At 70.3% G+C, this 20,654-nt stretch carries 16 protein-coding genes, 1 pseudogene and 1 riboswitch; of the genes and pseudogenes, 8 read left to right on the plus strand and 9 right to left on the minus strand.

Translation table 11 applies throughout. The annotated features are described in order from the left end of the window. Positions 1 to 98 precede the first annotated feature (98 nt). From ACIQM0_RS09745 to ACIQM0_RS09765, 5 genes are all read right to left on the minus strand, one after another. A complete protein-coding gene (locus ACIQM0_RS09745; RefSeq protein WP_401285280.1) occupies positions 99 to 1,592 on the minus strand; it encodes an esterase in 1,494 nt (497 codons plus the stop codon). A 197-nt stretch (positions 1,593 to 1,789) separates the two neighbouring features. Continuing rightward, positions 1,790 to 2,680 (minus strand): transglycosylase SLT domain-containing protein, encoded by an 891-nt coding sequence (locus tag ACIQM0_RS09750; RefSeq protein ID WP_401285283.1) that lies wholly within the window; start codon positions 2,678 to 2,680, stop codon positions 1,790 to 1,792. A gap of 5 nt (positions 2,681 to 2,685) precedes the next feature. Next, positions 2,686 to 2,872: riboswitch (cyclic di-AMP (ydaO/yuaA leader) on the minus strand. A gap of 411 nt (positions 2,873 to 3,283) precedes the next feature. Next, the gene (locus ACIQM0_RS09755) at positions 3,284 to 3,826 is read right to left on the minus strand and encodes an FABP family protein (protein WP_401285286.1); all 543 of its coding nucleotides are present in this window, start codon (positions 3,824 to 3,826) and stop codon (positions 3,284 to 3,286) included. Between the two features lie 128 nt (positions 3,827 to 3,954). Beyond that, complete coding sequence (locus ACIQM0_RS09760) at positions 3,955 to 4,530, minus strand: GNAT family N-acetyltransferase (protein WP_401285289.1); 576 nt, start codon at positions 4,528 to 4,530, stop codon at positions 3,955 to 3,957. 95 nt (positions 4,531 to 4,625) lie between these two features. Continuing rightward, positions 4,626 to 5,498 (minus strand): peptidoglycan DD-metalloendopeptidase family protein, encoded by an 873-nt coding sequence (locus ACIQM0_RS09765; protein ID WP_401285292.1) that lies wholly within the window; start codon positions 5,496 to 5,498, stop codon positions 4,626 to 4,628. Positions 5,499 to 5,653: 155 nt separating this feature from the next. Here ACIQM0_RS09765 and ACIQM0_RS09770 point away from each other — a divergent pair. The 3 genes and pseudogenes from ACIQM0_RS09770 to ACIQM0_RS09780 form a co-directional block, all read left to right on the plus strand. After that, positions 5,654 to 6,124, plus strand: a pseudogene (locus ACIQM0_RS09770) (GH25 family lysozyme); the annotation flags it as partial. Positions 6,125 to 6,332: 208 nt separating this feature from the next. Beyond that, on the plus strand, positions 6,333 to 6,734 hold the full coding sequence (locus ACIQM0_RS09775; RefSeq protein ID WP_401285811.1) for a peptidoglycan-binding protein: 402 nt from the start codon (positions 6,333 to 6,335) through the stop codon (positions 6,732 to 6,734). A gap of 210 nt (positions 6,735 to 6,944) precedes the next feature. Further along, positions 6,945 to 9,155, plus strand: coding sequence for a HelD family protein (locus ACIQM0_RS09780; RefSeq protein ID WP_401285793.1), 2,211 nt, complete (start codon positions 6,945 to 6,947; stop codon positions 9,153 to 9,155). Between the two features lie 85 nt (positions 9,156 to 9,240). Here ACIQM0_RS09780 and ACIQM0_RS09785 read toward each other — a convergent pair whose 3' ends face one another. Together ACIQM0_RS09785 and ACIQM0_RS09790 are read right to left on the minus strand one after the other, a co-directional pair. Then, entirely contained in the window at positions 9,241 to 10,173 is a 933-nt protein-coding gene (locus tag ACIQM0_RS09785) for a M56 family metallopeptidase (RefSeq protein ID WP_401285295.1), read from the minus strand. Between the two features lie 3 nt (positions 10,174 to 10,176). Continuing rightward, complete coding sequence (locus tag ACIQM0_RS09790; protein WP_401285298.1) at positions 10,177 to 10,608, minus strand: BlaI/MecI/CopY family transcriptional regulator; 432 nt, start codon at positions 10,606 to 10,608, stop codon at positions 10,177 to 10,179. Positions 10,609 to 10,818: 210 nt separating this feature from the next. Here ACIQM0_RS09790 and ACIQM0_RS09795 point away from each other — a divergent pair, with 210 nt between their 5' ends. From ACIQM0_RS09795 to ACIQM0_RS09805, 3 genes are read left to right on the plus strand one after another with little or no spacing between them, the layout of a single operon-like run. After that, the gene (locus tag ACIQM0_RS09795) at positions 10,819 to 11,394 is read left to right on the plus strand and encodes a TerD family protein (protein WP_401285301.1); all 576 of its coding nucleotides are present in this window, start codon (positions 10,819 to 10,821) and stop codon (positions 11,392 to 11,394) included. A gap of 46 nt (positions 11,395 to 11,440) precedes the next feature. Then, the gene (locus tag ACIQM0_RS09800; protein WP_401285304.1) at positions 11,441 to 12,022 is read left to right on the plus strand and encodes a TerD family protein; all 582 of its coding nucleotides are present in this window, start codon (positions 11,441 to 11,443) and stop codon (positions 12,020 to 12,022) included. A gap of 49 nt (positions 12,023 to 12,071) precedes the next feature. Further along, complete coding sequence (locus tag ACIQM0_RS09805; RefSeq protein WP_401285307.1) at positions 12,072 to 12,527, plus strand: tellurite resistance TerB family protein; 456 nt, start codon at positions 12,072 to 12,074, stop codon at positions 12,525 to 12,527. 87 nt (positions 12,528 to 12,614) lie between these two features. Here ACIQM0_RS09805 and ACIQM0_RS09810 read toward each other — a convergent pair whose 3' ends face one another. After that, the gene (locus ACIQM0_RS09810) at positions 12,615 to 13,688 is read right to left on the minus strand and encodes an acyltransferase family protein (RefSeq protein WP_401285794.1); all 1,074 of its coding nucleotides are present in this window, start codon (positions 13,686 to 13,688) and stop codon (positions 12,615 to 12,617) included. A gap of 550 nt (positions 13,689 to 14,238) precedes the next feature. Between ACIQM0_RS09810 and ACIQM0_RS09815 the strand changes: the two genes are divergently transcribed. Continuing rightward, a complete protein-coding gene (locus ACIQM0_RS09815; protein ID WP_401285795.1) occupies positions 14,239 to 17,520 on the plus strand; it encodes a GH92 family glycosyl hydrolase in 3,282 nt (1,093 codons plus the stop codon). Positions 17,521 to 17,587: 67 nt separating this feature from the next. On the opposite strand, the gene katG is transcribed toward ACIQM0_RS09815, so the two are convergent. Further along, complete coding sequence (katG, locus tag ACIQM0_RS09820; RefSeq protein WP_401285310.1) at positions 17,588 to 19,816, minus strand: catalase/peroxidase HPI; 2,229 nt, start codon at positions 19,814 to 19,816, stop codon at positions 17,588 to 17,590. Between the two features lie 371 nt (positions 19,817 to 20,187). Here katG and ACIQM0_RS09825 point away from each other — a divergent pair, with 371 nt between their 5' ends. Further along, positions 20,188 to 20,604, plus strand: a complete 417-nt coding sequence (locus ACIQM0_RS09825; protein ID WP_401285313.1) for a Fur family transcriptional regulator — start codon at positions 20,188 to 20,190, stop codon at positions 20,602 to 20,604. Positions 20,605 to 20,654: the final 50 nt, after the last annotated feature.

The raw sequence follows: 20,654 nt of genomic DNA on the forward strand, positions 1-20,654 counted from the left end.
GGTAGCGCGCGGGATGAAAGGTTCATAGTGCCATCGCCCACCCGGTTGGGGAGGGCCGCCGGGCAGGCCCGAGGGCTCCGCCCGGCCACCCCCACTCCCTAGTCGTCGATCGCGGTCCCGAACGCGGCGCCGGCCGCCGGGCCGCCGAGGGATCCGCCGTCGAAGGTCCACCCTCCTTGGACCGTCACACCGCCCGCGTCCGCCCGGAACGCCCAGATGACGCCGTTGCCCGCGTCCTCACCCGGCGCCGCGGCGAGCAGGCCGAGGCGGCCGTTCCGGTCCGGGTCGCTCAGCCGGACCTGGCCGCCCCAGTGGTCGCCCTTCTCCGCGACGCCCAGCACGAACCCGGAGTTCTGGTCCCAGGAGGCCGCGTCGGCGGCGGTGAGCCCGTCGGCCGAGCCGCGCAGCACCCACACGGCGCCGGCGTCCGCGACGTCGTAGATGTCCTCGCCCGGCGCGCCGATCGCCACGTCCGCGTATCCGTCGGCGTTGATGTCGGCCACGGAGAGGTCGCTCCCCCAGCCGTCGCCGGCCTCGGCCTTGCCGGGGATGCCCGGGGTGTCCTGGGTCCACCACACCGGCGGGGTGCCCGGACCCCCGGCGCCGACCGGCCCGTCGCCGGCGCTGCCGTAGTACACGCCGACGGTTCCGCCGGTCATGGTGGCGCCGCCGTCGTCGGGGCTGTTCGGCTCCCCGGTGACGAGGTCGTCGTAGCCGTCGTTGTTGATGTCACCGGACGCGACGGCCGGGCCGCCGCGCAGATCGCCCTCGTAGCGGAGTCCCTGGACCTCGCCGAGGAACAGCGACGACCAGCCGTGGCCCGCTTCCTCGCCCGTGTTCACTCCGGCGATGACGAGGTCGGCGAGGCCGTTGCCGTCGTAGTCGCCCGTGGTCATGGCCCTGGGCGCGATGGGGCGGCCCGGGGTTCCGGGGGTCAGGCGGTGGCGCGATGCGGGTACCAACCGTGCGGACGTGCGCTGCGGCGCCGCGTCGTACTGGTACAGGCCGAGGTTGTCGCGGTCGGTCACGGCCAGCTGGTCGCCCGGGATGTCGGGGCTGAAGTGTGCCGCCGCGAGGGCGCTGCCGAACCGGGCGCCGACCGCGAGCTGGTCGGCCTGCAGCCAGTCGCTGTCCGCGCCGGAGAGCCCCTTCGGGGATCCCCACAGCACGACGATGCCGCCCGCGTCGGTCACCGGCTCGATGTCCTCGCCGGGCAGACCGACGATCGCGTCGTCGTAGCCGTCCCCGTCCAGGTCGCCGGTGGCGAGGGTGCTGCCGAAGCCGTCTCCCGCCTCGGCGGCCCCCGGCACCCCGGTGGTGTTCTGGCTGAGCACAACGGGGTTGTAGGTCCCGATGCCCGTCTTCGCGCCGTACTGCACGGTCACGTACCCCGCGCCCTTCTTACCGCCGACGGTTCCGCCGGGCGCGCCGATGAGCACGTCCTCGTACCCGTCGCCGTTGAAATCGGTGTTGCGGTCGTTCGCACGCGTTCCGCCGGGTGTGCCGGCGTAGGCGGAGGGGGCGGCGATGCCGGCCCCTGCCATCAGGAGGAACGCGGCCGCCGCGATGGCGGCCGAACGGTTGGTGCGCACGAGCGGCTCCTCGGTTCAAGGATGACCGGGCGAGTCCGGGGGGACGCCGGGAAGGGCCCGTTTCCTTCCTGGCGCCCCGTTCGACCGCCTATGAGGCGTAAGGGTTGTACGGCACGAGAAAAGGGGTGGGAGGGAGCCGCTCGGCTCCCTCCCACCCCTGCGCGTCCTGCTCCCCCCGAAGGCGGAGCGGCGGTATGTCAGTAGGCCCCGAAGACGTTGTCGATCGAGCCGTACGTGGCCGCGGCGTAGTTGCACGCTGCGGTGATGTTGGCGACGGGGTCGAGGATGTCCGTCGAGGTACCGGCCACGTGGTACGCCTCGAAGGTGGGCTGGATCACCTGGAGGAGGCCCTTGGACGGGGTGCCGGCGGCTGCGTTCGAGTCCCAGTTGTTGACGATCTGCGGGTTGCCCGAGGACTCGCGGATGACGTTGCGGTGGATGCCGTCGTAGCTGCCGGGGATGCCGTTCTGGGCCATCACGGCCAGCGACTCCTTGATCCAGCCGTCGAGGTCGTCGGTGTACGCCGTCGCGGCCTGGGCCGGAGCGGCGGTGTCGGTCACCTCGGCGATGGGCGTGACCGTCCGCTGGGAACGGTCGGCGCGGTCGGTGCCCTCGGCCCGGTCGGACGACTGCGAGGCGTCGGCCGCGGGCTTGGACTCCGTCGCGGGCTTCGCCTTCGATTCGGCGGCGGGGGCCGCCTTGGGCGCGACGGCCGCGGACTTGGCGCCGATGGTCAGCTTGAGGCCCGGGTGAATCAGGTCGGGGTTTCCACCGATCACACTCCGGTTGTCCTTGTAGAGCCGCTCCCAGCCGCCACTGAGGGAATGTCCCCGGGCGATCTTGGAAAGCGAATCGCCGGAGATCACGGAATAGACGGTGGACTCCGTCTTGTTGACGGCAATTCCCTTGGCCGCAACGGAAGTCGGTGCCGCCGCCCTTTCCGCGACGACAGCGTGTGCCGGTGCGGCAGAAGCCGATCCGGCCCCGATCAGGGGGAGCGCGAGAACGACTCCGCCCGTGCTCACGGCGATGAAACCGCGGGTCAGGGAGGTGGACTTGGAACGACGGTGCTTACCCATGATGGGCATGGCGCATTTCCTCTCCGCCGCCTGCGAGGTGAGCTGTCGGGTTCGGACTGGAGATGTCCGGCCGCACGTGATGGCGACTTCACCCCTAGCCGCTCCGGATACCGGACCGGCGGCAAACCTGGGTCCCCCGCTCCTGCCGTACGTGAGTGGGTCGGGTTACCGGACGGCGGCAGGATTCGGCGTTCCATCCGGATTGACGGCGACCGTAAGCGAGAAACACCGAGCGAAACAAGCCCTGAATTCCGGATCTCAATTGATTCGCAAGATCAATTAAAGGAAACGCCCACCATCAGACCTTCACGAGGAAGTCAACTTTCTTGGCGCAACAGAGAACCGAAGCCGGACGCCCCGCGCCCGGAGCCGGGAGAGTGACGCTGGCCACTGAGCCCGAAAAGGGCGATTTGCTCAATATTCGTAACTTTTGAGGCACAGAAAAGGGACTCTGAGGTTTATTAGTAACTACTCAGATTAATTACTCAATCAGGACATTTTGACTGGCTTCGTGAGGGCCTCGGGCAGGAGGGCCCGGCCGACAACGGCAACGCCACGCGTCCGCGGGCAGGCGCGGGCCCGATTGCGAGACGTCCCGGCACGACCCCGGCTTCAGCCCTCGCGTCGGAGCCGCGCCGAGAGGTGGTGCTGGAGCGGCAGACCGACCGCCGCGAGGTCATGGACGAATTCGAGCGTGCCGTCGTCCGTCAGGGTGTAGCGGCGGCGGGTGGCGCTGACCTCCTTGGCGGTGGGGGCGAGCGCGACCTGATGAGTGGCGAGGTCGGCCGTACCGTCGGCCGCGCGGCCCGTCAGGATCTCGGCGATACCGGTGGGCTGGGTGATCAGCGCCTCCACGCGCCCGTCCGGCTGCATCCGCCACCAGCCGCTCTCCCTGGCCGACGGCCGCAGCGGGGTGCCTTCCGCGTCGATGAGCCAGGCGCGCGTCTCGTAGTGGAGGAAGGGACGCCCGTCGTGACTGAAGGTCACCTCCTGCGCGTACCGGAACTCCTCGGCGAGCGTCGGATACTCGCCGCGGCCCCGCCCGGTCCAGGTGCCCAGGAATCCGGTCAGCGGTGCGAGCAGCGCGTGCGGGGCGGGCGCCTCGTCCGGCCGGATCGCGTCGGGATACGGGTGCTTCTGGAGGGGGTCGAACATCTTGCGCGCTCCTGGGTCGGTGATAGTGGCGAGGGTGCCGGCTGGCAGCCTAGGCCCACGGAACGCGAGTGGGCCGCTTCAACGTCTCCACGGCATGCGATCTGACGACCTGACGCCATTGCGCCGTGTCACCTCTCCTGGCGGAAGTCCAACATGCAGAAGACCTTGTCGTAGCGGCGTTCGCCGACGGCGACGAAGTCGGGCAGCCGCCCGTACTCGGTGAAGCCCAGCGACCGGTAGAGGCGCAGGGCACCGCTGTTGTCGCCACGGGCGTCCAGCGTGAGGACCTCGATCCCCGCCCGCCCGGCATCCGCGATCAGCTCGGCGGTCAGTGCCCGGCCGATGCCGCGGCCGTGGGCCGAGGCGGCCACCGCGATCTTCTCGAGATCGGCGTGCGGACGATGAGTGGGCCGCGTATGGCGCAGCCAGTACCCCAGCCCGACGAGCCGGCCGTCCAGGTACGCGGCACGCAGGGCGGCGTCCGCCGCGTGCACCGCGGCGAAGACGTGGTCGAGGAGTTCCGACACCTCGTCGAACGAGGGGGGACCGGTCCACCCCAGTGCGGCGCCTTCGCGGACCAGGTCCGCCAGGATGCGATGGGCCGATGCCGCGAAGCGGGCCCGGAGGTCCGGATCGGACGTCAGCTCCATCGCATCCAGGATGACTGGCTCAAGGGTTCCGCCGCTGGTCGAAGCCGTGTTCATGACCGGCAGCCTAACCAGCCCGGAGCCCCGAGCCCCGAGCCCCGCAGGGCATCCTCGGCCCACGGATACCTGCGGATGCCCTGCGGGAGTCTGGGTCAGTTCCAGCGGTCCTGGTTGATGAAGTGGCTGAAGCCGCGCCAGGAGTTGGGGCCCATCTCGCCGTCGATGGGGCCGGTGTAGCCGTTCTGGGCGGCGAGGCGCTGGAGAGCGGCCCAGGTATTCGTGCCGGGATCCCCGTCGATGGGTCCGGTGTAGCCCCAGTTACGCAGGTTCTGCTGGAGCGCGGCGTAGGTGTGGGGCCCGGGGACCCCGTCGATCGGGCCGGTGTAACCCGACTCGATCCGCAGCCAGTTCTGCGTCCGCTGCCACATCACCGGACCGGGAACACCGTCCTCCTCCGTCGACGTCTTCGGCAGCCCACCACCACCGCCGCCGCCCAGGTAGTCCAGCGGGTTGACCCGGGTGCCGCCCGGCGTGATCAGGTGCCAGTGCACGTGCGGTCCGGTGGAGCTGCCCGAGCCGGGGGCCCCGACGGCGCCCCCGGAGTACCCGACGATCCCGCCCTTGCCGACCGAGGTGCCGTTGGCCAGCAGGAACTGGGACAGGTGCATGTACTGCGTCCGGTACCCGTCGCTGTGGGTGATGGTCACCGTGTGCCCACCGGTACCGTTGTCCGGGATGTTCGTGATGACACCGGCACCCGCCGCGGGCAGCGCGGTGCCGACGCCCATCCCGTAGTCGAGTCCGCCCAGCGAGCCGTCGTTGAGGTGGTCCTGCCAGGTACCCGTGATCTGGTAACCGCTGAACGGGTTGTAGATGTCCAGCGCCTGTGCGGCATTGCCCGAGAACAGCACACCGCCGGCGGCCAGGCCCAGCGTGGTGACCGAGCCCCGCAGCAATGTGCGCCGGCTCATCTCGATCCGCGGCCGGACCCCCTGGCCGTCATCGGTCCCATGATTCTTGCGCACGTCAACTCCCTTGTCATTACTACGACTTGACTTGCCAGAGCGAGGCGGAGCCACGGTAACCTACGCGCATAGATTTTGATAAGCACATGACACATCTCCGACGGGCACACGGCACACCCACTGCCGGGAGCCCCACCCCCCACACCGGAGGAAACATGCGCAGGAGAGACCTGATTCGCGCCGCCGTGGCGACGGCCCTGGCCCCGGCCGGGCTGCTCACGGCCACCGGTACCGCGACCGCCGCCGGCCCGCCCCGCACCCAGGCGGCCGACCTGGAGGGCCTGGACGTCTCGAACAACCAGGTCGGCATCGACTACGCCCGCGTCGCCGCGGAAGGACGGCAGTTCGTCATCGTCAAGGCCGGCGGATGCCAGCTCGCCGAGGGCCCCTACACCTCGTCCTCGTATCCCGGCCACATCGACGGCGCCCGCGCCGCGGGACTACGGGTGGGCCACTACTGGATGTCGGGAGACTTCCTCAGCCCCGTCGCCGCGGCCGACTACTTCGTGGACCACCTGCACGACTACCGCGTCGGTGACGTGCTCGCGCTGGACGTCGAGGTACTCGACGACTCCACCCGTCTGTGGAACGACGCCGATGTGGCCGCCTGGTTCAACCGGGTGCGCGCACGCGTCGGAAGCTACGTGCCCTGGTTCTACATCAGCACGGGCGCTCTGCGCGAGCACCTGGACCGCCACCATCGCCGCCGGCGCCCACCTGTGGGCGGCCTCCTGGGGAGCCAACGACGGCACCTGGCCCGGCGCACCCGACCTCGGCGGCCACTACCCCGACTGGGCCGCCCACCAGTACGCGTCTGTGGGCTCCGCCGGCGGCGTGTCCCCCGTAGACGTCAGCCGCGCGCGCTCCTGGGCGTTCGATCCCACCGAGCCGACCGACCCGCCGTCAGGTGGTGGGCTGCCGAAGACGTCGACGGAGGAGGACGGTGTTCCCGGTCCGGTGATGTGGCAGCGGACGCAGAACTGGCTGCGGATCGAGTCGGGTTACACCGGCCCGATCGACGGGGTCCCCGGGCCCCACACCTACGCCGCGCTCCAGCAGAACCTGCGGAACTGGGGCTACACCGGACCCATCGACGGGGATCCCGGCACGAATACCTGGGCCGCTCTCCAGCGCCTCGCCGCCCAGAACGGCTACACCGGCCCCATCGACGGCGAGATGGGCCCCAACTCCTGGCGCGGCTTCAGCCACTTCATCAACCAGGACCGCTGGAACTGACCCACACCACAACCCCCGCGGAACCGTCCGGAGCAGGAGGAACGACTGTCCGGCGGCACAAGGAATCCCCGGTCCGCAATTGCGGACCGGGGATTCTCCCGAGTATATTGAGTGTTTCTGTGCGCCCACAGAAAAGGCCCCTCACCGGGGGCCACTAAGCAAAACCTTATCCGGCAGGGAGCCATTTTGTCAACTCGGGAACGCTCCGAATTGCAGGGGGAGCAGGAATTCATCGACCGGCTCTACGACCGTGTCGATGCGCTGCGCGGAGTAGCCGCCCAGCACGTCCAGGACGCGCTGACGCCGGTCGGAACCGGTCTGCAGGCCCGTCTCGAACGCGATGTGCTCGTCGCCGAACGCTCAGGTCTGCTGGCTGCCCTGAATGCCGTGGACGGCTCGCTGTGTTTCGGCCGGATCGACCTCTCCAGCGGAACGGCGCACCATATCGGCCGGGTCGGAATCCGTGAGGACGACACCGCACACACCCCTCTGCTGATCGACTGGCGCGCGCCCGTGGCCCGCCCCTTCTATCTCGCCACCGGTCACACGACCATGGGCCTGCGCCGGCGCCGGCACATCACCACAGAGGGCCGCGTCGTTACCGAGCTGCACGACGAGATCCTCGACGTCGGGGACCGGGAGCGTACCGGCTTCGAGGACCCGAGCGGCGACGCCGTGCTGCTCGCCGCCGTGAACTCCGCCCGCACCGGCCGCATGGGCGACATCGTGCGGACCATCCAGGCGGAGCAGGACCGCATCATCCGCGCCCCGCACCGCGGTGTGCTCGTCGTCGAGGGCGGACCCGGCACCGGCAAGACAGCGGTGGCGCTGCACCGGGCGGCCTTCCTGCTGTACGAGCACCGCGAGCTGCTCGCCAAGCGCGCCGTCCTGATCGTGGGCCCCAACCCGGCCTTCCTGCGCTACATCGGCGAGGTGCTGCCCGCGCTCGGTGAGACCGGTGTCCTGCTCGCCACCCAGGCCGAGCTCTTCCCCGGGGTCCACGCCGACGGCACCGACACCGGCCGCGCCGCAGCCGTCAAGGGCGGTGAGGCGATGGCGGAGGCACTCGCCCTCGCCGTCCGCGACCGGCAGCAACTGCCCGAGCCCGGCGCCCCGCTGGTCATCGCGCACGACGACGGCGACCTCGTCCTCGACTGGGAGATCGCGTACGAGGCCCGGCAGGCGGCCCGCGACACCCGCCTGCCCCACAACCTCGCCCGCCCGCACTTCGCGTTCCGGATCATCGACGCCCTCACCTCGCAGCTCACCGAGCGCATCGGCGCCGACCCGCACGGTGGTCCCAACTTCCTCGGTCCCGACGACATCGCCCAGCTCGGCAGGAACGTCGCCCTCAGCAAGGAGGTGCACGCCGCCGTCGACGAGCTGTGGCCACCGCTCACCCCGGAGCGGTTCCTCACCGACTATCTGGCCGGTCCCGTGTACGTACCGGCCGAGGACGCCGAAGCCATCCGGCGTACGCCCGGCGAAGGGAACTGGACACCGGCCGACGTCCCGCTGCTCGATGAGGTGGCCGAACTCCTCGGGGTCGACGACAGCGCCGAGCGGGCCGCCGCCGAGGCCGAGCGCCAGGAGCGGATCGCGTACGCACAGGGCGTTCTGGAGCTGTCGAGGGGGTCGGAGTCGTACGAGTTCGAGGACGAGGAGTCCGAGACGCTCGCCGCGCACGACATCATCGACGCCGAACGGATGGCGGACCGGCAGGAGGAGGCCGACCACCGCAGCGCGGCGGAGCGCGCCGCCGCCGACCGGACCTGGGCGTTCGGCCACATCATCGTCGACGAGGCGCAGGAGTTGTCGCCCATGGCGTGGCGGCTGCTGATGCGGCGTTCGCCGACCCGCGCGATGACCCTGGTCGGGGACCCCGCGCAGACCTCCGAGGAGGCAGGCGTCGGCTCGTGGGAGAAGATCCTGGCGCCGTACGTCGGTGACCGCTTCGAACACGCCACGCTCAACGTCAACTACCGGACACCTGCCGAGATCATGGAGCTGGCCGCCGGGGTCGTCCGGGCCGAGGACCCCTCCTTCGAGCCGCCGGGCTCGGTGCGGTCCACCGGCGAGGTGCCGTGGACGAGGGAGTCCGGGGAGGATCTGGCGGGTGCGGTGGCGCAGGCGGTCTCGGAGCTGACGCCCGACGAGGGACGCCTCGCGGTGATCGCGCCGGCGGCGCTCCACGAGGAGATCGCGGCGCCGCTGGACGGAGTCACGGCCGGTGCCGAACCCGATCTGGCGCGCCCGGTGGTGCTGCTCGACCCGCGGCAGGCCAAGGGGCTCGAATTCGACCATGTGCTGGTCGTGGAGCCCGCCCGGTTCGGAACCAGCGATCTGTACGTGGCGCTCACCCGTGCCACGCAGCGCCTGGGCATCGTCCACCGGGAGAAGCTGCCCGAGTCGCTGCGCTGACGGCGCGCCGGGGCGGGGAACCGGCCGCACCAGTGGCCCCGGCGGAGTGCGGCCGCCGGGGCCTGCGGTCCGGGCGGCCGGGCGGCTACAGCGGCGTCGCCGCTTCGAGTGCGACGAAGAGCGCGAAGGCCGCGTTCAGCGAGGACAGCGTGGACAGGGCCGTTCCCACCGCGGCGACGGACGCCGCGATCCCCGTCGGGGTGTGTACCGGTGGCCAGCCCTGCTCCGGCGGCACCGGGCCCAGCAGCGCGGCGACCCGCCGGGGGACGGGGCCGGCCGCGGCGAACGCCGGGACGGTCTCGGTGGCGGCCCGGTGCGAGATGATCGCCGCCTTGCCGACCGTACGGGCCGTGAGCCGCCGGTCCCCGGTGGTGACGGCGGCCTCCTCGTCGGCCCAGCGCTCCGTGCTGTAGGTGATGGCCGCACGCAGCGGCCGCAGCAGCGGGTTCGCGCACCCGGCCAGCTGAACGGCGAGCAGCAAGCGGTGGTGCCGGCCGGCGAGATGGGCCCGCTCGTGCGCGAGGAGCGCCCGCTGCTCGGCCGGCGTCAGACAGTCGAGCATCGCGGAGGAGACCATGATCCTGCCGGGCGAGCCCGGCAGGGCGTACGCGTAGGGCACGGCGTCGGGCAGCACGGCGACTTCGGCCGTCGTCGACAGCCCTGCCAGTGTCCGGTGCGCGCGGGAACGGAAACGGTAGTGGCGCCATACGGTGGCCGTGCACGCCACGGCCACCGCCGCGAGCGCGGCGATCGCCGTCTTGCCGACGAACCTGTCGTGCGGAACGGCCTTCCTGACCTCGTCGTCGGACCAGCCGTCAGGAAGCGGGTTGCCGGGCAGCTGGGCCGTGCCGACCACCACCAGCAGACCGAGGCACAGGGTGCTGCACGACGCCAGGATCACGGCGATGGTCGCGAGCAGACGGGCGGCGCTTCGCGGGTGCAGGTGCTGCTCCGCCAGGCGTGCGATGGGCAGCGCCGTGAGTGGCAGGACCAGGGGCAGACAGACGAAGACACCCATCGGTCAACTCTCCGATTCGTCCGCGGGCGGGCCGGCCGGGCCGGGGCCGCTCTCGCCGAGCAGCGACCGCAGCAGATCCTCGTCGTCCGGCGACAGCGCGGAGACGAAGCTGGAGAGCACCGCGTCCCGGTCGTCCCGCTGGTCGAGGAGCCGGCGCATCCGAAAGGCGGTGAGACCAGCCCCGTTCGCCGTCGACTGCCACAGCACCGGACGCCCCGAACCCGTACGGGTGACTGCCTGCTTGTCGAGCAGCCGGGTCAGGATCGTGATGACCGTGCTGTACGACAGACCACCGTCGAGACGCTCCTGCACCCATGCCGCGTTGACGGGCTCGCTCGCCCCGCCCAGCACGGTCAGCACCTGGGTCTCCAGTTCGCCCTGCCCGCGCCGGCGGGCCCGCGGCTCCCCCGGCCGGCCGTCCTTCTCCGCACCCACGACGCGGCCCCTTTCACGCGACTGCCCGACAGCTCGTTCACATGCCGGGCGCCGGGGCATATTACCCGGCCGCCCCGATGTCTCGTGGGCCCGGCGGAGCCCGGGGCCGCACCCACGCACGCAAACTCTACAGTGCTGTAGATTTCAGGTGCTGTCATTCGGTGCCCGCCCGGTCACGCGTGGGCGCAACGATGCGTAGAGGGAGAAGACATGGGTGTGAGCCTCGCCAAGGGCGGAAACGTCTCACTGACCAAGGAGGCCCCGGGACTTACGGCGGTCCTCGTCGGACTGGGCTGGGACGTCCGCACGACCACCGGCACGGACTACGACCTGGACGCCAGCGCCCTGCTGTGCGACGAGGCCGGGAAGGTCCCCTCGAACGACCAGTTCGTCTTCTACAACAACCTGAAGAGCCCCGACGGTTCGGTCGAGCACACCGGCGACAACCTCACCGGCGAGGGCGAGGGCGACGACGAGATCGTCAAGGTCGACCTCGCCGCCGTACCGGCCGACGTCGCCAAGATCGTGTTCCCCGTCTCGATCCACGACGCGGAGGGCCGGGGCCAGAGCTTCGGGCAGGTCCGCAACGCATACATCCGCGTGGTCAACCAGGCGGGCGGGGCCGAGATCGCCCGCTACGACCTCAGTGAGGACGCCTCCACCGAGACCGCCATGGTCTTCGGCGAGCTGTACCGCAACGGCGCCGAGTGGAAGTTCCGCGCCGTCGGCCAGGGATACGCCGCCGGACTCAGCGGCATCGTCGCCGACTTCGGAGTCAGCCTCTGACCCGGTCCGGGTCACCCTCGTACCACCCCCTGCCGAAAGTGGAGCCATGACCGTCAATCTGACCAAGGGCCAGCAGATCAGCCTCACCAAGTCCGGCGGCGGGGAACTCACCGTCGTCCGCATGGGGCTGGGCTGGAAGTCCGCGCCCCGCAGGGGGTTCCTCGCCCGGCTGACCGCCCGTGAGATCGACCTCGACGCCTCCGCCGTGCTCTTCGCCGGCCAGGCCCCGCAGGACGTCGTCTTCTTCCAGCACCTGACGAGCGACGACGGATCGGTGCGGCACACCGGTGACAACCGCGTCGGCGGCGCGGGCGAGGGCAGCGACGACGAGTCGATCGTCGTCGACCTGCAGCGCGTTCCGGCCCATGTCGACCAGATCGTCTTCACCGTGAACTCGTTCACCGGCCAGACCTTCGAGGAGGTCGACAACGCCTTCTGCCGTCTGGTCGACGAGACGACCGGGCAGGAACTGGCGCGGTACACGCTGACCGGCGGCGGACGCCACACCGCGCAGATCATGGCCAAGGTCCAGCGGGCGGGCGCGGGATGGCAGATGACGGCCATCGGCAGCCCGGCCGAGGGGCGCACGTTCCAGGACCTGATGCCGGCCGTCGCCGCGCACCTGTAGGACCTGCCCGCCGGCACTCACCACTACGACCGACCCTGGAGTATTTCGCATGGCACTGTGGGACCGCATCAAGGAATCGGCCTCGACGATGCAGACGCAGCTCAACGCCAAGAAGAACGACCTGAAGAGCGGTGGCTTCCGCGACGCGAGCATGGCCATGTGCGCCCTCGTGGCCGCTGCCGACGGCTCCATCGACCTCACCGAGCGGCAGCGGGTGGCTGCTCTGATCGCGGGCAACGAAGTGCTTCAGAACTTCCCCGCCGAGGATCTGCAGCGCCGGTTCAACGACTACTGCCAGCAGCTGACCTCCGACTTCGAGTTCGGGAAGGTCAGCCTCCTCCAGACCATCGGCAAGGTCGGCAAGAAGCCCACCGAGGCCCGCGCGGTCATCCAGATCGGCATCGTCATCGGCGGCGCCGACGGCGACTTCGACACCACCGAGCGCGCCGTGGTCCGCGAAGCCTGCTTCGCGGCCGGCATCACGCCGAACGAATTCGACCTGTAGGCCTCAGGGTCCCGGGCGTGCCGCCGTCCGTACGCGGCACGCCCACTCGGCTCGCGCTCCGACGAACCCGCGGGACCCGGCCGGGCCCTACCCGCCGCTCCCCCGGGACGATCCGGGGCGCGACACCCCGGCGTCCGGCCGTGGCGCCTTGAAGGCCCACGCCATCTCCGGCTCCATCGCGAACCGGAAGATACGCCGCACCGGTGGCGTACAGAGCACGGTGATCACCGCGGCGCCGATCAGGGTCACCGTGATCTCGCCGAGCGGCGTGTCGAGCCACCGCGCGTCGTACCAGCCCCAGAAGCGGGAGCCCTTGGCGAGGAACCCGTGCAGGAGGTAGCCGTACAGCGTGCCCGCGCCGAGGACCGTGAACCACGTCCTGCGGCGCGGCACCCACGCGAGGAAGCAGGCGACCAGGACCACCGAGCAGCCGAACATGGCAAGCGTCATGACGGCGCCGGTCCAGCCCGGCGCCCCCAGCTCCTGGGCGCTGTCGCGGCGGTAGAACCAGGCCGCGTTCATACGGGGAGCCGCCCAGTAGGCGAAGGCCAGCGCGGCGGCGAAGACCGGCACCGCCAGGATCCGGGCCTCCCGGCGGCGGACGAGCTGGAAGTGCTCGGGCCCGAGGACCAGGCCGAGTACGAAGAACGGCAGGAACTGCAGCACGCGTTGCAGGTCGAGGTCGTCCCCGATGTCGGGCGACACCGCCGCCAGGATCGCGATCGCGAGGGACAGCGACAGCGGCCACCGGACGTTCTTCCACAGCGGCGTGGTCAGCCGCCAGATGAACAGCGCGACGAGGAACCACGTCAGGTACCACGGATCCAGCAGGCTGATCGGGTAGCCCGGGTCGTCGTCGGCGATCCACTTGAAGACGGTGTACGCCACCTCGAAGATCACATAGGGCACGGCCACACCGGTGACCAGCCGCTTGACCCGGTTCGGGCTCGCGTCGAAGCTGCGCGAGAAGTAGCCGGAGATGACGATGAACGCCGGCATGTGGAACGTGTAGACCGTGATGTACAGGGCGGCCGCGGCGCGGCTGTCACCCCGCAGCGGCTCCCACGCGTGTGCCATCGCGACCAGCACGATCGCCAGGTACTTGGCGTTGTCGAAGAACGCGTCACGCGCCCCGCGGCCGCCGGTCCCGGCGGGTGCCACCGGCTCCGGGGAGGCTGATCGCGCCGACCGCTCGTCCCGTTCGGCCGTCTGCGGTCCGGGCAGGAGCGCCGCCGCCCGATGCCCGGACGGCCGCAGTGACTCACTCACGTATTTCCCCCCTCAACGGTGGAACCCGCACGCACTATTGCTCGTCTTAGAGGGTTTACGGGAATGGAGTGGCTGCGGAACATTCCCCGCACGGTAGTCACTGATCCCCCGTCCCGTAAACCGGCGCCGCCCGCGGGACCGCCCAGCTCACGGCGGCCGCGCGTGGGCCATGCACCGTTCGTGCGCGTACCCCCTCCCCCACGGCCCGACCGGTGCGGACGGCAGGATTCCGGGAATCCTTGACACCCCGGATCGGCAGGAGGAGCATCCTCACGTCGTTGACAACGTTGTCGGAGCGACGCCGTTCCGGAGTGGTCACGGCGGGCCCGCTCCCGCCGCGTTGACCGCTCGTCACACACGAAGGGCAGGAACGGTGTCAGACACGCACAACCACCGGACGCACACCGGACTCAGAGTCATCAGCTCCGTCGCGGTCGCCGCCATGGCCGCGCTGGGGACCGCCACCACGGCCGCCCCCGCCTCCGCGGCATCGCCGCACGGCACCGTCAAGAACCCCGTGTCGTACGTCAATCCGCTGATCGGCACGTCCCACGCGGGCAACACCTATCCGGGCGCGGTGCAGCCGTTCGGCATGCTGGCCTGGAGTCCGCAGAACTCGAAGGGGAAGCAGGTCTCGACCCCCGCTCCCGGCGGCTACCAGTACGACGCCACGAAGATCCGAGGCTTCAGCCTCACCCATCTCAACGGCGTCGGATGCTCCGGCGCCAACGGTGACATCCCGATCATGCCGTACGTGGGTGACGTCGACTCCTCGCCCAGCGCGGACACCACCGACGCGAAGTACGCCGACACCTTCTCGCACAGCGACGAGACGGCGTCGCCCGGCTACTACAAGGTCGGCCTGGCAAGCGGCGCGTCCGCGGCGCTCACCACCACCGCCCGCACCGGCTCCGGGAAGTTCGGCTTCCCGGCGGGCAAGCCCGCGAGCATGCTCTTCCGCACGTCGAACTCGGAGAGCGGCAGCACCGACGCCACCGTGAAGATCGACAAGGCGGCCCGGACCGTGACGGGTTCCGTCACAGCGGGCAACTTCTGCGGTCCGCAGAGCGCGAACAACCGCAAGGACCTCTACACGCTCTACTTCACCGCGCACTTCGACAAGGCGTTCGCGAAGACCGGCACCTGGACGGACGGCACGGTCAGGTCCGGCTCCACCACGGCCTCCGGCGGTACGGGGTACAGCTCGTCCGGCAACGCCGTGGAGGGCAAGGGCTCGGGCGCGTACATCACCTTCGCCGACGGGACCACCGAGGCCGGGGCCAAGGTCGCCGTCTCCTACGTCAGCCCGCGGAACGCCGAGGCCAACCTCCGGACCGAGAACGGGCCCCGCGAGACCTTCGACTCCGTCAGGGACCGGGCCGCCGAGGTCTGGAACAGGACGCTGAGGTCGGTCGAGGTGGGCGGCGGCACCGACGCCCAGCGCGCCACCTTCTACACCGCGCTCTACCACTCCATGCTGGAACCCACCCTGACCAGCGACGTGGACGGCCGCTATCTCGGCGCCGACCGCAAGCCGCACCGGCTCGCCAAGGGCCAGAAGGCCCAGTACGGCACCTTCTCCGGCTGGGACCAGTACCGCGCGCAGGTGCAGCTCATGACGCTGCTCAATCCGCGGGCCGGCAGCGACTACGCGCAGTCGCTGTACAACTATGCGGGGCAGCGCGGCGGCGAGTGGGACCGCTGGCTGCTGGAGAACGGCAAGACGAGCGTGATGTCGGGCGACCCGTCGGATGCGGCTCTCGCCGGGATCTACGCCTTCGGCGGCCATGACTTCGACGTCAAGGGCGCCCTGAAGTCCCTGGTACGGGCGGCGACGGTGCCCACGGCGAACGACTCGGACAGCTCCGGCTGCAACGTCGAGTGCGTGGGCCAGCGGCCCGCGCTCGACAAGTATCTGGAGCTCGGTTACGTGCCTGCGGACAACTGCCACTGCTGGGGTGGCGCGGCCGAGACCCTGGAGGACGCGGCGGCCGACTACGGCCTGTCCGAGCTGTCCCGGCAGACCGGGCGGACCGCCGACGCGAAGAGGTTCCTGGACCGCTCGGGCAACTGGACGAACGTCTTCGACGCCAACGCCACCCCACAGGGCGGCTACATACGCGACCGCAAGGCCGACGGCACCTGGGCGGGCACCTTCACGCCGGGTACCGGCAGCGGCTTCGTCGAGGGGTCCAGCGCGCGGTACACCTGGATGGTGTACTCGGACGTGGCGGGCCTGGCCGGCGCGATGGGCGGTGACGACCAGGCGGTGAAGCGGCTGGACGCCTTCTTCCGCACGCCGGACGGGAAGTTCGACTTCTCGGCGAAGGACGACACGCGCTACGACGCGACCAACGAGCCGGACATCAACGCCCCTTACCTGTACGACTACCTGGGGGCTCCGTACAAGACGCAGGAGACGGTCCGCGCGGAGCTGGACCAGCTGTGGACCGACACCCCGGGCGGCATCCCCGGCAACGACGACGCGGGAACCATGTCGTCCTGGTACGTGTTCTCGGCGCTGGGCATGTACCCGCAGAACCCGAGCCGGGCCGATCTCATCCTCTCCGCTCCCCTGTTCCCGCACGCGGTGGTGCACACCGGGCACGGGAAGACGATCACGGTCGACGCACCTGCCGCCTCGGCGGACAACTCCTACATCCACGGCCTGAAGGTCAACGGCCGGACGTCCACGAAGCCGTGGGTCCCCGCCTCGCTCGTCACCCGCGGCGGCAGGCTCGACTACACCCTGGGCTCGACGGCGGACAAGACCTGGGGCACCGCGAAGGCCGACGCTCCGCCGTCCTTCCCCGGCGGCGGTCTGAAGTACTTCACCGGTGCCACCCCCGAGCAACTGAAGGTCGAGCCGGGTTCCGGCAGTGCGAAGACGACCGTCAAGGTGCGGAGCATCGAGACGAGGGCCACCACCGTGCACTGGACGGCCAAGGCCCCGGCCGGTGTCACCGTCACCCCGTCCGAGGGCGACTTCACGGTCCCGGCACGCGGTTCGGTGAGTGCGGAGCTCACCGTGTCGGCCGCGGCGGACACGGCCGAGGGCCACTACACGGTCCCGGTGACCCTGAAGTCGTCCGCGGGAGAGGAGCTGCCGAGGACATCGGCCGCGGTGACCGTCGCCGAGCGGAACAGCATGCTGTGGAACCGCAACAGCACCGCTGTCTCCACCGACGACGACAATCCGCAGGCCAACTTCGACGGTGAGGGCTGGAGTTACTCGGCCAAGGCACTCGCCGCTGCGGGCGCGGCACCGGGTGAGACGGTCTCGTCCGGCGGCTTCGACTTCGGCTGGCCCGAGGTGGGCGCGGGCGACCCGGACAACATCGAGGTGGCCGGGACCGAACCGCAGGTGCTGAAGGTTCCGTCCGCCTCCGGGGACACCCGGCTCAGCCTGCTGGGCAGCGCGGCCGAGGGCGAGGCCTCCGGTCGGGCCACGCTGACGTACACCGACGGCACCACGCAGCAGGCGGAGATCGGCTTCAGCGACTGGACGCTGGGCGGCGGCGCGCAGCAGCCGTCGTTCGGCAACACGGTCGCCGTCCACACCACGTACCGCGACGTCCAGGGCGGCGGTACGGACCCGGTGGGTACCGAGGTCTTCGCCACCGCACCGATCGCGCTCCAGGCGGGGAAGCAGCTCGCGAGCGTGACCCTGCCGTCCACCACGGACGGCGGTGTGATCCACGTCTTCGCGGTGGCCACGGCCTGAGTCACCCGAACGGAACGGGCCGTCGCGGCAAGGGGGTTTCCTTGCCGCGACGGCCCGTTCGTGGTGATCAGACGAGGTCGAACCGGTCCAGGTTCATGACCTTGTCCCACGCCGCGACGAAGTCCTTCACGAACTTCTCCCTGGCGTCGTCGCTCGCGTAGACCTCCGCGACCGCGCGCAGCTCCGAGTTCGACCCGAAGACGAGGTCGGCGCGGCTGCCGGTCCACTTCACCGTGCCGGAGGCGTCGCGGGCCTCGAAGGTGGTGGCGTCCGCGGAGGTCGCCTTCCACGTCGTGCCCAGGTCGAGCAGGTTGACGAAGAAGTCGTTGGTCAGCACCCCGGGGGTGTCGGTGAGGACCCCGAGCGAGGACTGCTGGTGGTTCGCGCCGAGCACCCGGAGCCCGCCGACGAGAACCGTCAGCTCGGGGGCGCTCAGGGTCAGCAGGTTCGCCCGGTCGATCAGCAGGTACTCGGCCGGCAGCCGGTTGGCCTTGCCGAGGTAGTTGCGGAACCCGTCGGCGGCCGGCTCCAGCTCGACGAACGACTCCACGTCGGTCTGTTCCTGCGACGCGTCGACGCGTCCGGCCGCGAAGGGCACCTCGACGTCGAAGCCGGCGTCCTTGGCCGCCTTCTCGACACCCGCGGCACCGGCGAGCACGATGAGGTCGGCGAGCGAGACCTGCTTGCCGCCGGACCGGTCGGCGTTGAAGGACTCCTGGATGCCCTGGAGGGTACGCAGCGCCGTCGCCAGCCGGTCCGGGTCGTTGACCTCCCACGTGTTCTGCGGCTCCAGGCGGATGCGGGCGCCGTTGGCACCGCCGCGCTTGTCACTGCCGCGGAAGGAGGAGGCCGCCGCCCACGCGGTGGAGACGAGCTCGGAGACCGACAGGCCCGATTCGAGGATGCGGGCCTTGAGGGAGGCGACGTCCGCGGTGTCGACCGTCTCGTACGTCCGCTCCGGGAGCGGGTCCTGCCACACCAGTGTCTCAGCCGGGACCTCGGAACCGAGGTAGCGCACGACGGGTCCCATGTCGCGGTGGGTCAGCTTGAACCAGGCGCGGGCGAAGGCGTCGGCGAACGCGTCGGGGTCCTGGTGGAAGCGCCGCGAGATCTCCTCGTAGGCCGGGTCGAACCGGAGCGAGAGGTCGGTCGTCAGCATGGTCGGTGCGTGGGTCTTCGACGCGTCGAAGGCGTCGGGGACGGTGTCCGCACCGGCGCCGTCCTTCGGTCGCCACTGCTGTGCGCCTGCGGGGCTCTTGAACAGCTCCCACTCGTACCCGAAGAGGATGTCGAAGAAGCTGTTGTCCCACGTGGTCGGGGTGTTCGTCCAGATGCCCTCGAGCCCGCTGGTGATCGCGTCGGCACCCTTGCCGGTGCCGTACGTGCTCTGCCAGCCGAGGCCCTGCTGCTCCAGCGGGGCGGCCTCCGGGTCCGGGCCGACGTTGTCAGCCGGGCCGGCGCCGTGGGTCTTGCCGAAGGTGTGGCCGCCGGCGATCAGGGCGACGGTTTCCTCGTCGTTCATCGCCATGCGGCGGAACGTCTCACGGATGTCGCGGGCCGCGGCGATCGGGTCCGGAGTGCCGTTGGGGCCTTCGGGGTTGACGTAGATGAGGCCCATCTGGACCGCGCCGAGGGGGTTCTCCAGCTCTCGGTCACCGGTGTAGCGGTCGTCACCGAGCCAGGTGGTCTCGGGGCCCCAGTAGACGTCCTCGTCGGGCTCCCACACATCCGCGCGGCCGCCGCCGAAGCCGAAGGTCTTGAAGCCCATCGACTCCAGGGCGACGTTGCCGGTGAGGACGATGAGGTCGGCCCACGAGAGGTTCTTGCCGTACTTCTTCTTGACCGGCCACAGCAGCCGGCGTGCCTTGTCGAGGCTCGCGTTGTCCGGCCAGCTGTTGAGCGGGGCGAAGCGCTGCTGGCCGGCTCCGGCACCGCCGCGGCCGTCACTGATCCGGTAGGTGCCGGCGCTGTGCCAGGCCATCCGGATCATGAAGGGGCCGTAGTTGCCGAAGTCGGCGGGCCACCAGTCCTGCGAGGTGGTGAGCACCTCGGCGATGTCCCGCTTGACGGCCGGCAGGTCGAGGGTCTTGAAGGCCTCGGCATAGTCGAACTCCTCGCCGAGAGGATTGGCCACGGCGGGGTTCTTGGCGAGGATCTTCAGGTTGAGCCGCTCCGGCCACCACTGGCGGTTTCCGCCGCCCTGGGTCGGGTGCGGCGCACGACCGTGCGCCACCGGGCAGCCGGAGACCTCCTCCGCCTTCGGGTCGGTGACGATCGCGTCGTGGTTCTCAGTCATGGAAATCCTTCCGGACGGGGCGGATCACGTTGCTGTGGAACTGAGGGTGGCGGAACTGAGAGTGAGGGAACTGAGGGTGAGGGAACTGAGGGTGAGGGAACTGAGGGTGAGGGAACTGAGGGTGAGGGAGCTGAAGGTGGTGAAACTCAGGGGGCTGCGGCTCGGGGGCATGCAGCCCAGGACGGTGGCATCGCGGACCGGATGCCCACGTGAGCGCACCCGTCTCCTGAAGCCACTCAATTTCTCCTGCTGTCGACCTGTCCCTTGGCTGTCAGCCGGAACCGATCCTACGATGGACCTAGTCCAAGTCAATACGGCAGACGGTTCTGCACACATCATTCGTCGGACAACGCACAGTTAGGCTGGTGGGCATGAGTGACCTGCTGGAACGGCTTCGTGGACGTGGCTGGCGCATGACCGCGCAGCGCCGGGTGGTTGCCGAGGTCCTCGCCGGCGAGCACGTCCACTTCACGGCGGACGAGGTACTCGAACGCGCCACCGCCCTGCTGCCGGAGATCTCGCGCGCCACCGTGTACAACACGCTCGGCGAACTGGTCTCGCTCGGCGAGGTGATCGAGGTGGGCACCGACGGCCGGGCCAGGCGCTACGACCCGAACGCGCACCACCCGCACCAGCACCTGGTGTGCTCCGCGTGCGGCACCATCCGGGACGTCCACCCCGACACCGACCCGCTGGCCGGGCTGCCGCCCTCCGAACGGTTCGGCTTCACCGTCTCCGAGGCCGAGGTGACCTACCGGGGCCTGTGCCCCGACTGCGCCGGCGGCTGATCCGGACAGCCCGGGACCCCCGAGGCGTCCGTGCCCCGGAGGTCCCTCGA

The organism is Streptomyces sp. NPDC091387 (assembly GCF_044756945.1).
Taxonomy (GTDB): domain Bacteria; phylum Actinomycetota; class Actinomycetes; order Streptomycetales; family Streptomycetaceae; genus Streptomyces.

Bases quoted from the DNA above. Each gene is read 5' to 3' on its own strand.
- ACIQM0_RS09750 (WP_401285283.1), bottom strand. From the start codon at position 2,680: ATGCCCATCATGGGTAAGCACCGTCGTTCCAAGTCCACCTCCCTGACC.
- ACIQM0_RS09755 (WP_401285286.1), bottom strand. From the start codon at position 3,826: ATGTTCGACCCCCTCCAGAAGCACCCGTATCCCGACGCGATCCGGCCG.
- ACIQM0_RS09760 (WP_401285289.1), bottom strand. From the start codon at position 4,530: ATGAACACGGCTTCGACCAGCGGCGGAACCCTTGAGCCAGTCATCCTG.
- ACIQM0_RS09785 (WP_401285295.1), bottom strand. From the start codon at position 10,173: ATGGGTGTCTTCGTCTGTCTGCCCCTGGTCCTGCCACTCACGGCGCTG.
- ACIQM0_RS09795 (WP_401285301.1), top strand. From the start codon at position 10,819: ATGGGTGTGAGCCTCGCCAAGGGCGGAAACGTCTCACTGACCAAGGAG.
- ACIQM0_RS09800 (WP_401285304.1), top strand. From the start codon at position 11,441: ATGACCGTCAATCTGACCAAGGGCCAGCAGATCAGCCTCACCAAGTCC.
- ACIQM0_RS09805 (WP_401285307.1), top strand. From the start codon at position 12,072: ATGGCACTGTGGGACCGCATCAAGGAATCGGCCTCGACGATGCAGACG.
- ACIQM0_RS09815 (WP_401285795.1), top strand. From the start codon at position 14,239: ATGGCCGCGCTGGGGACCGCCACCACGGCCGCCCCCGCCTCCGCGGCA.
- katG (WP_401285310.1), bottom strand. From the start codon at position 19,816: ATGACTGAGAACCACGACGCGATCGTCACCGACCCGAAGGCGGAGGAG.
- ACIQM0_RS09825 (WP_401285313.1), top strand. From the start codon at position 20,188: ATGAGTGACCTGCTGGAACGGCTTCGTGGACGTGGCTGGCGCATGACC.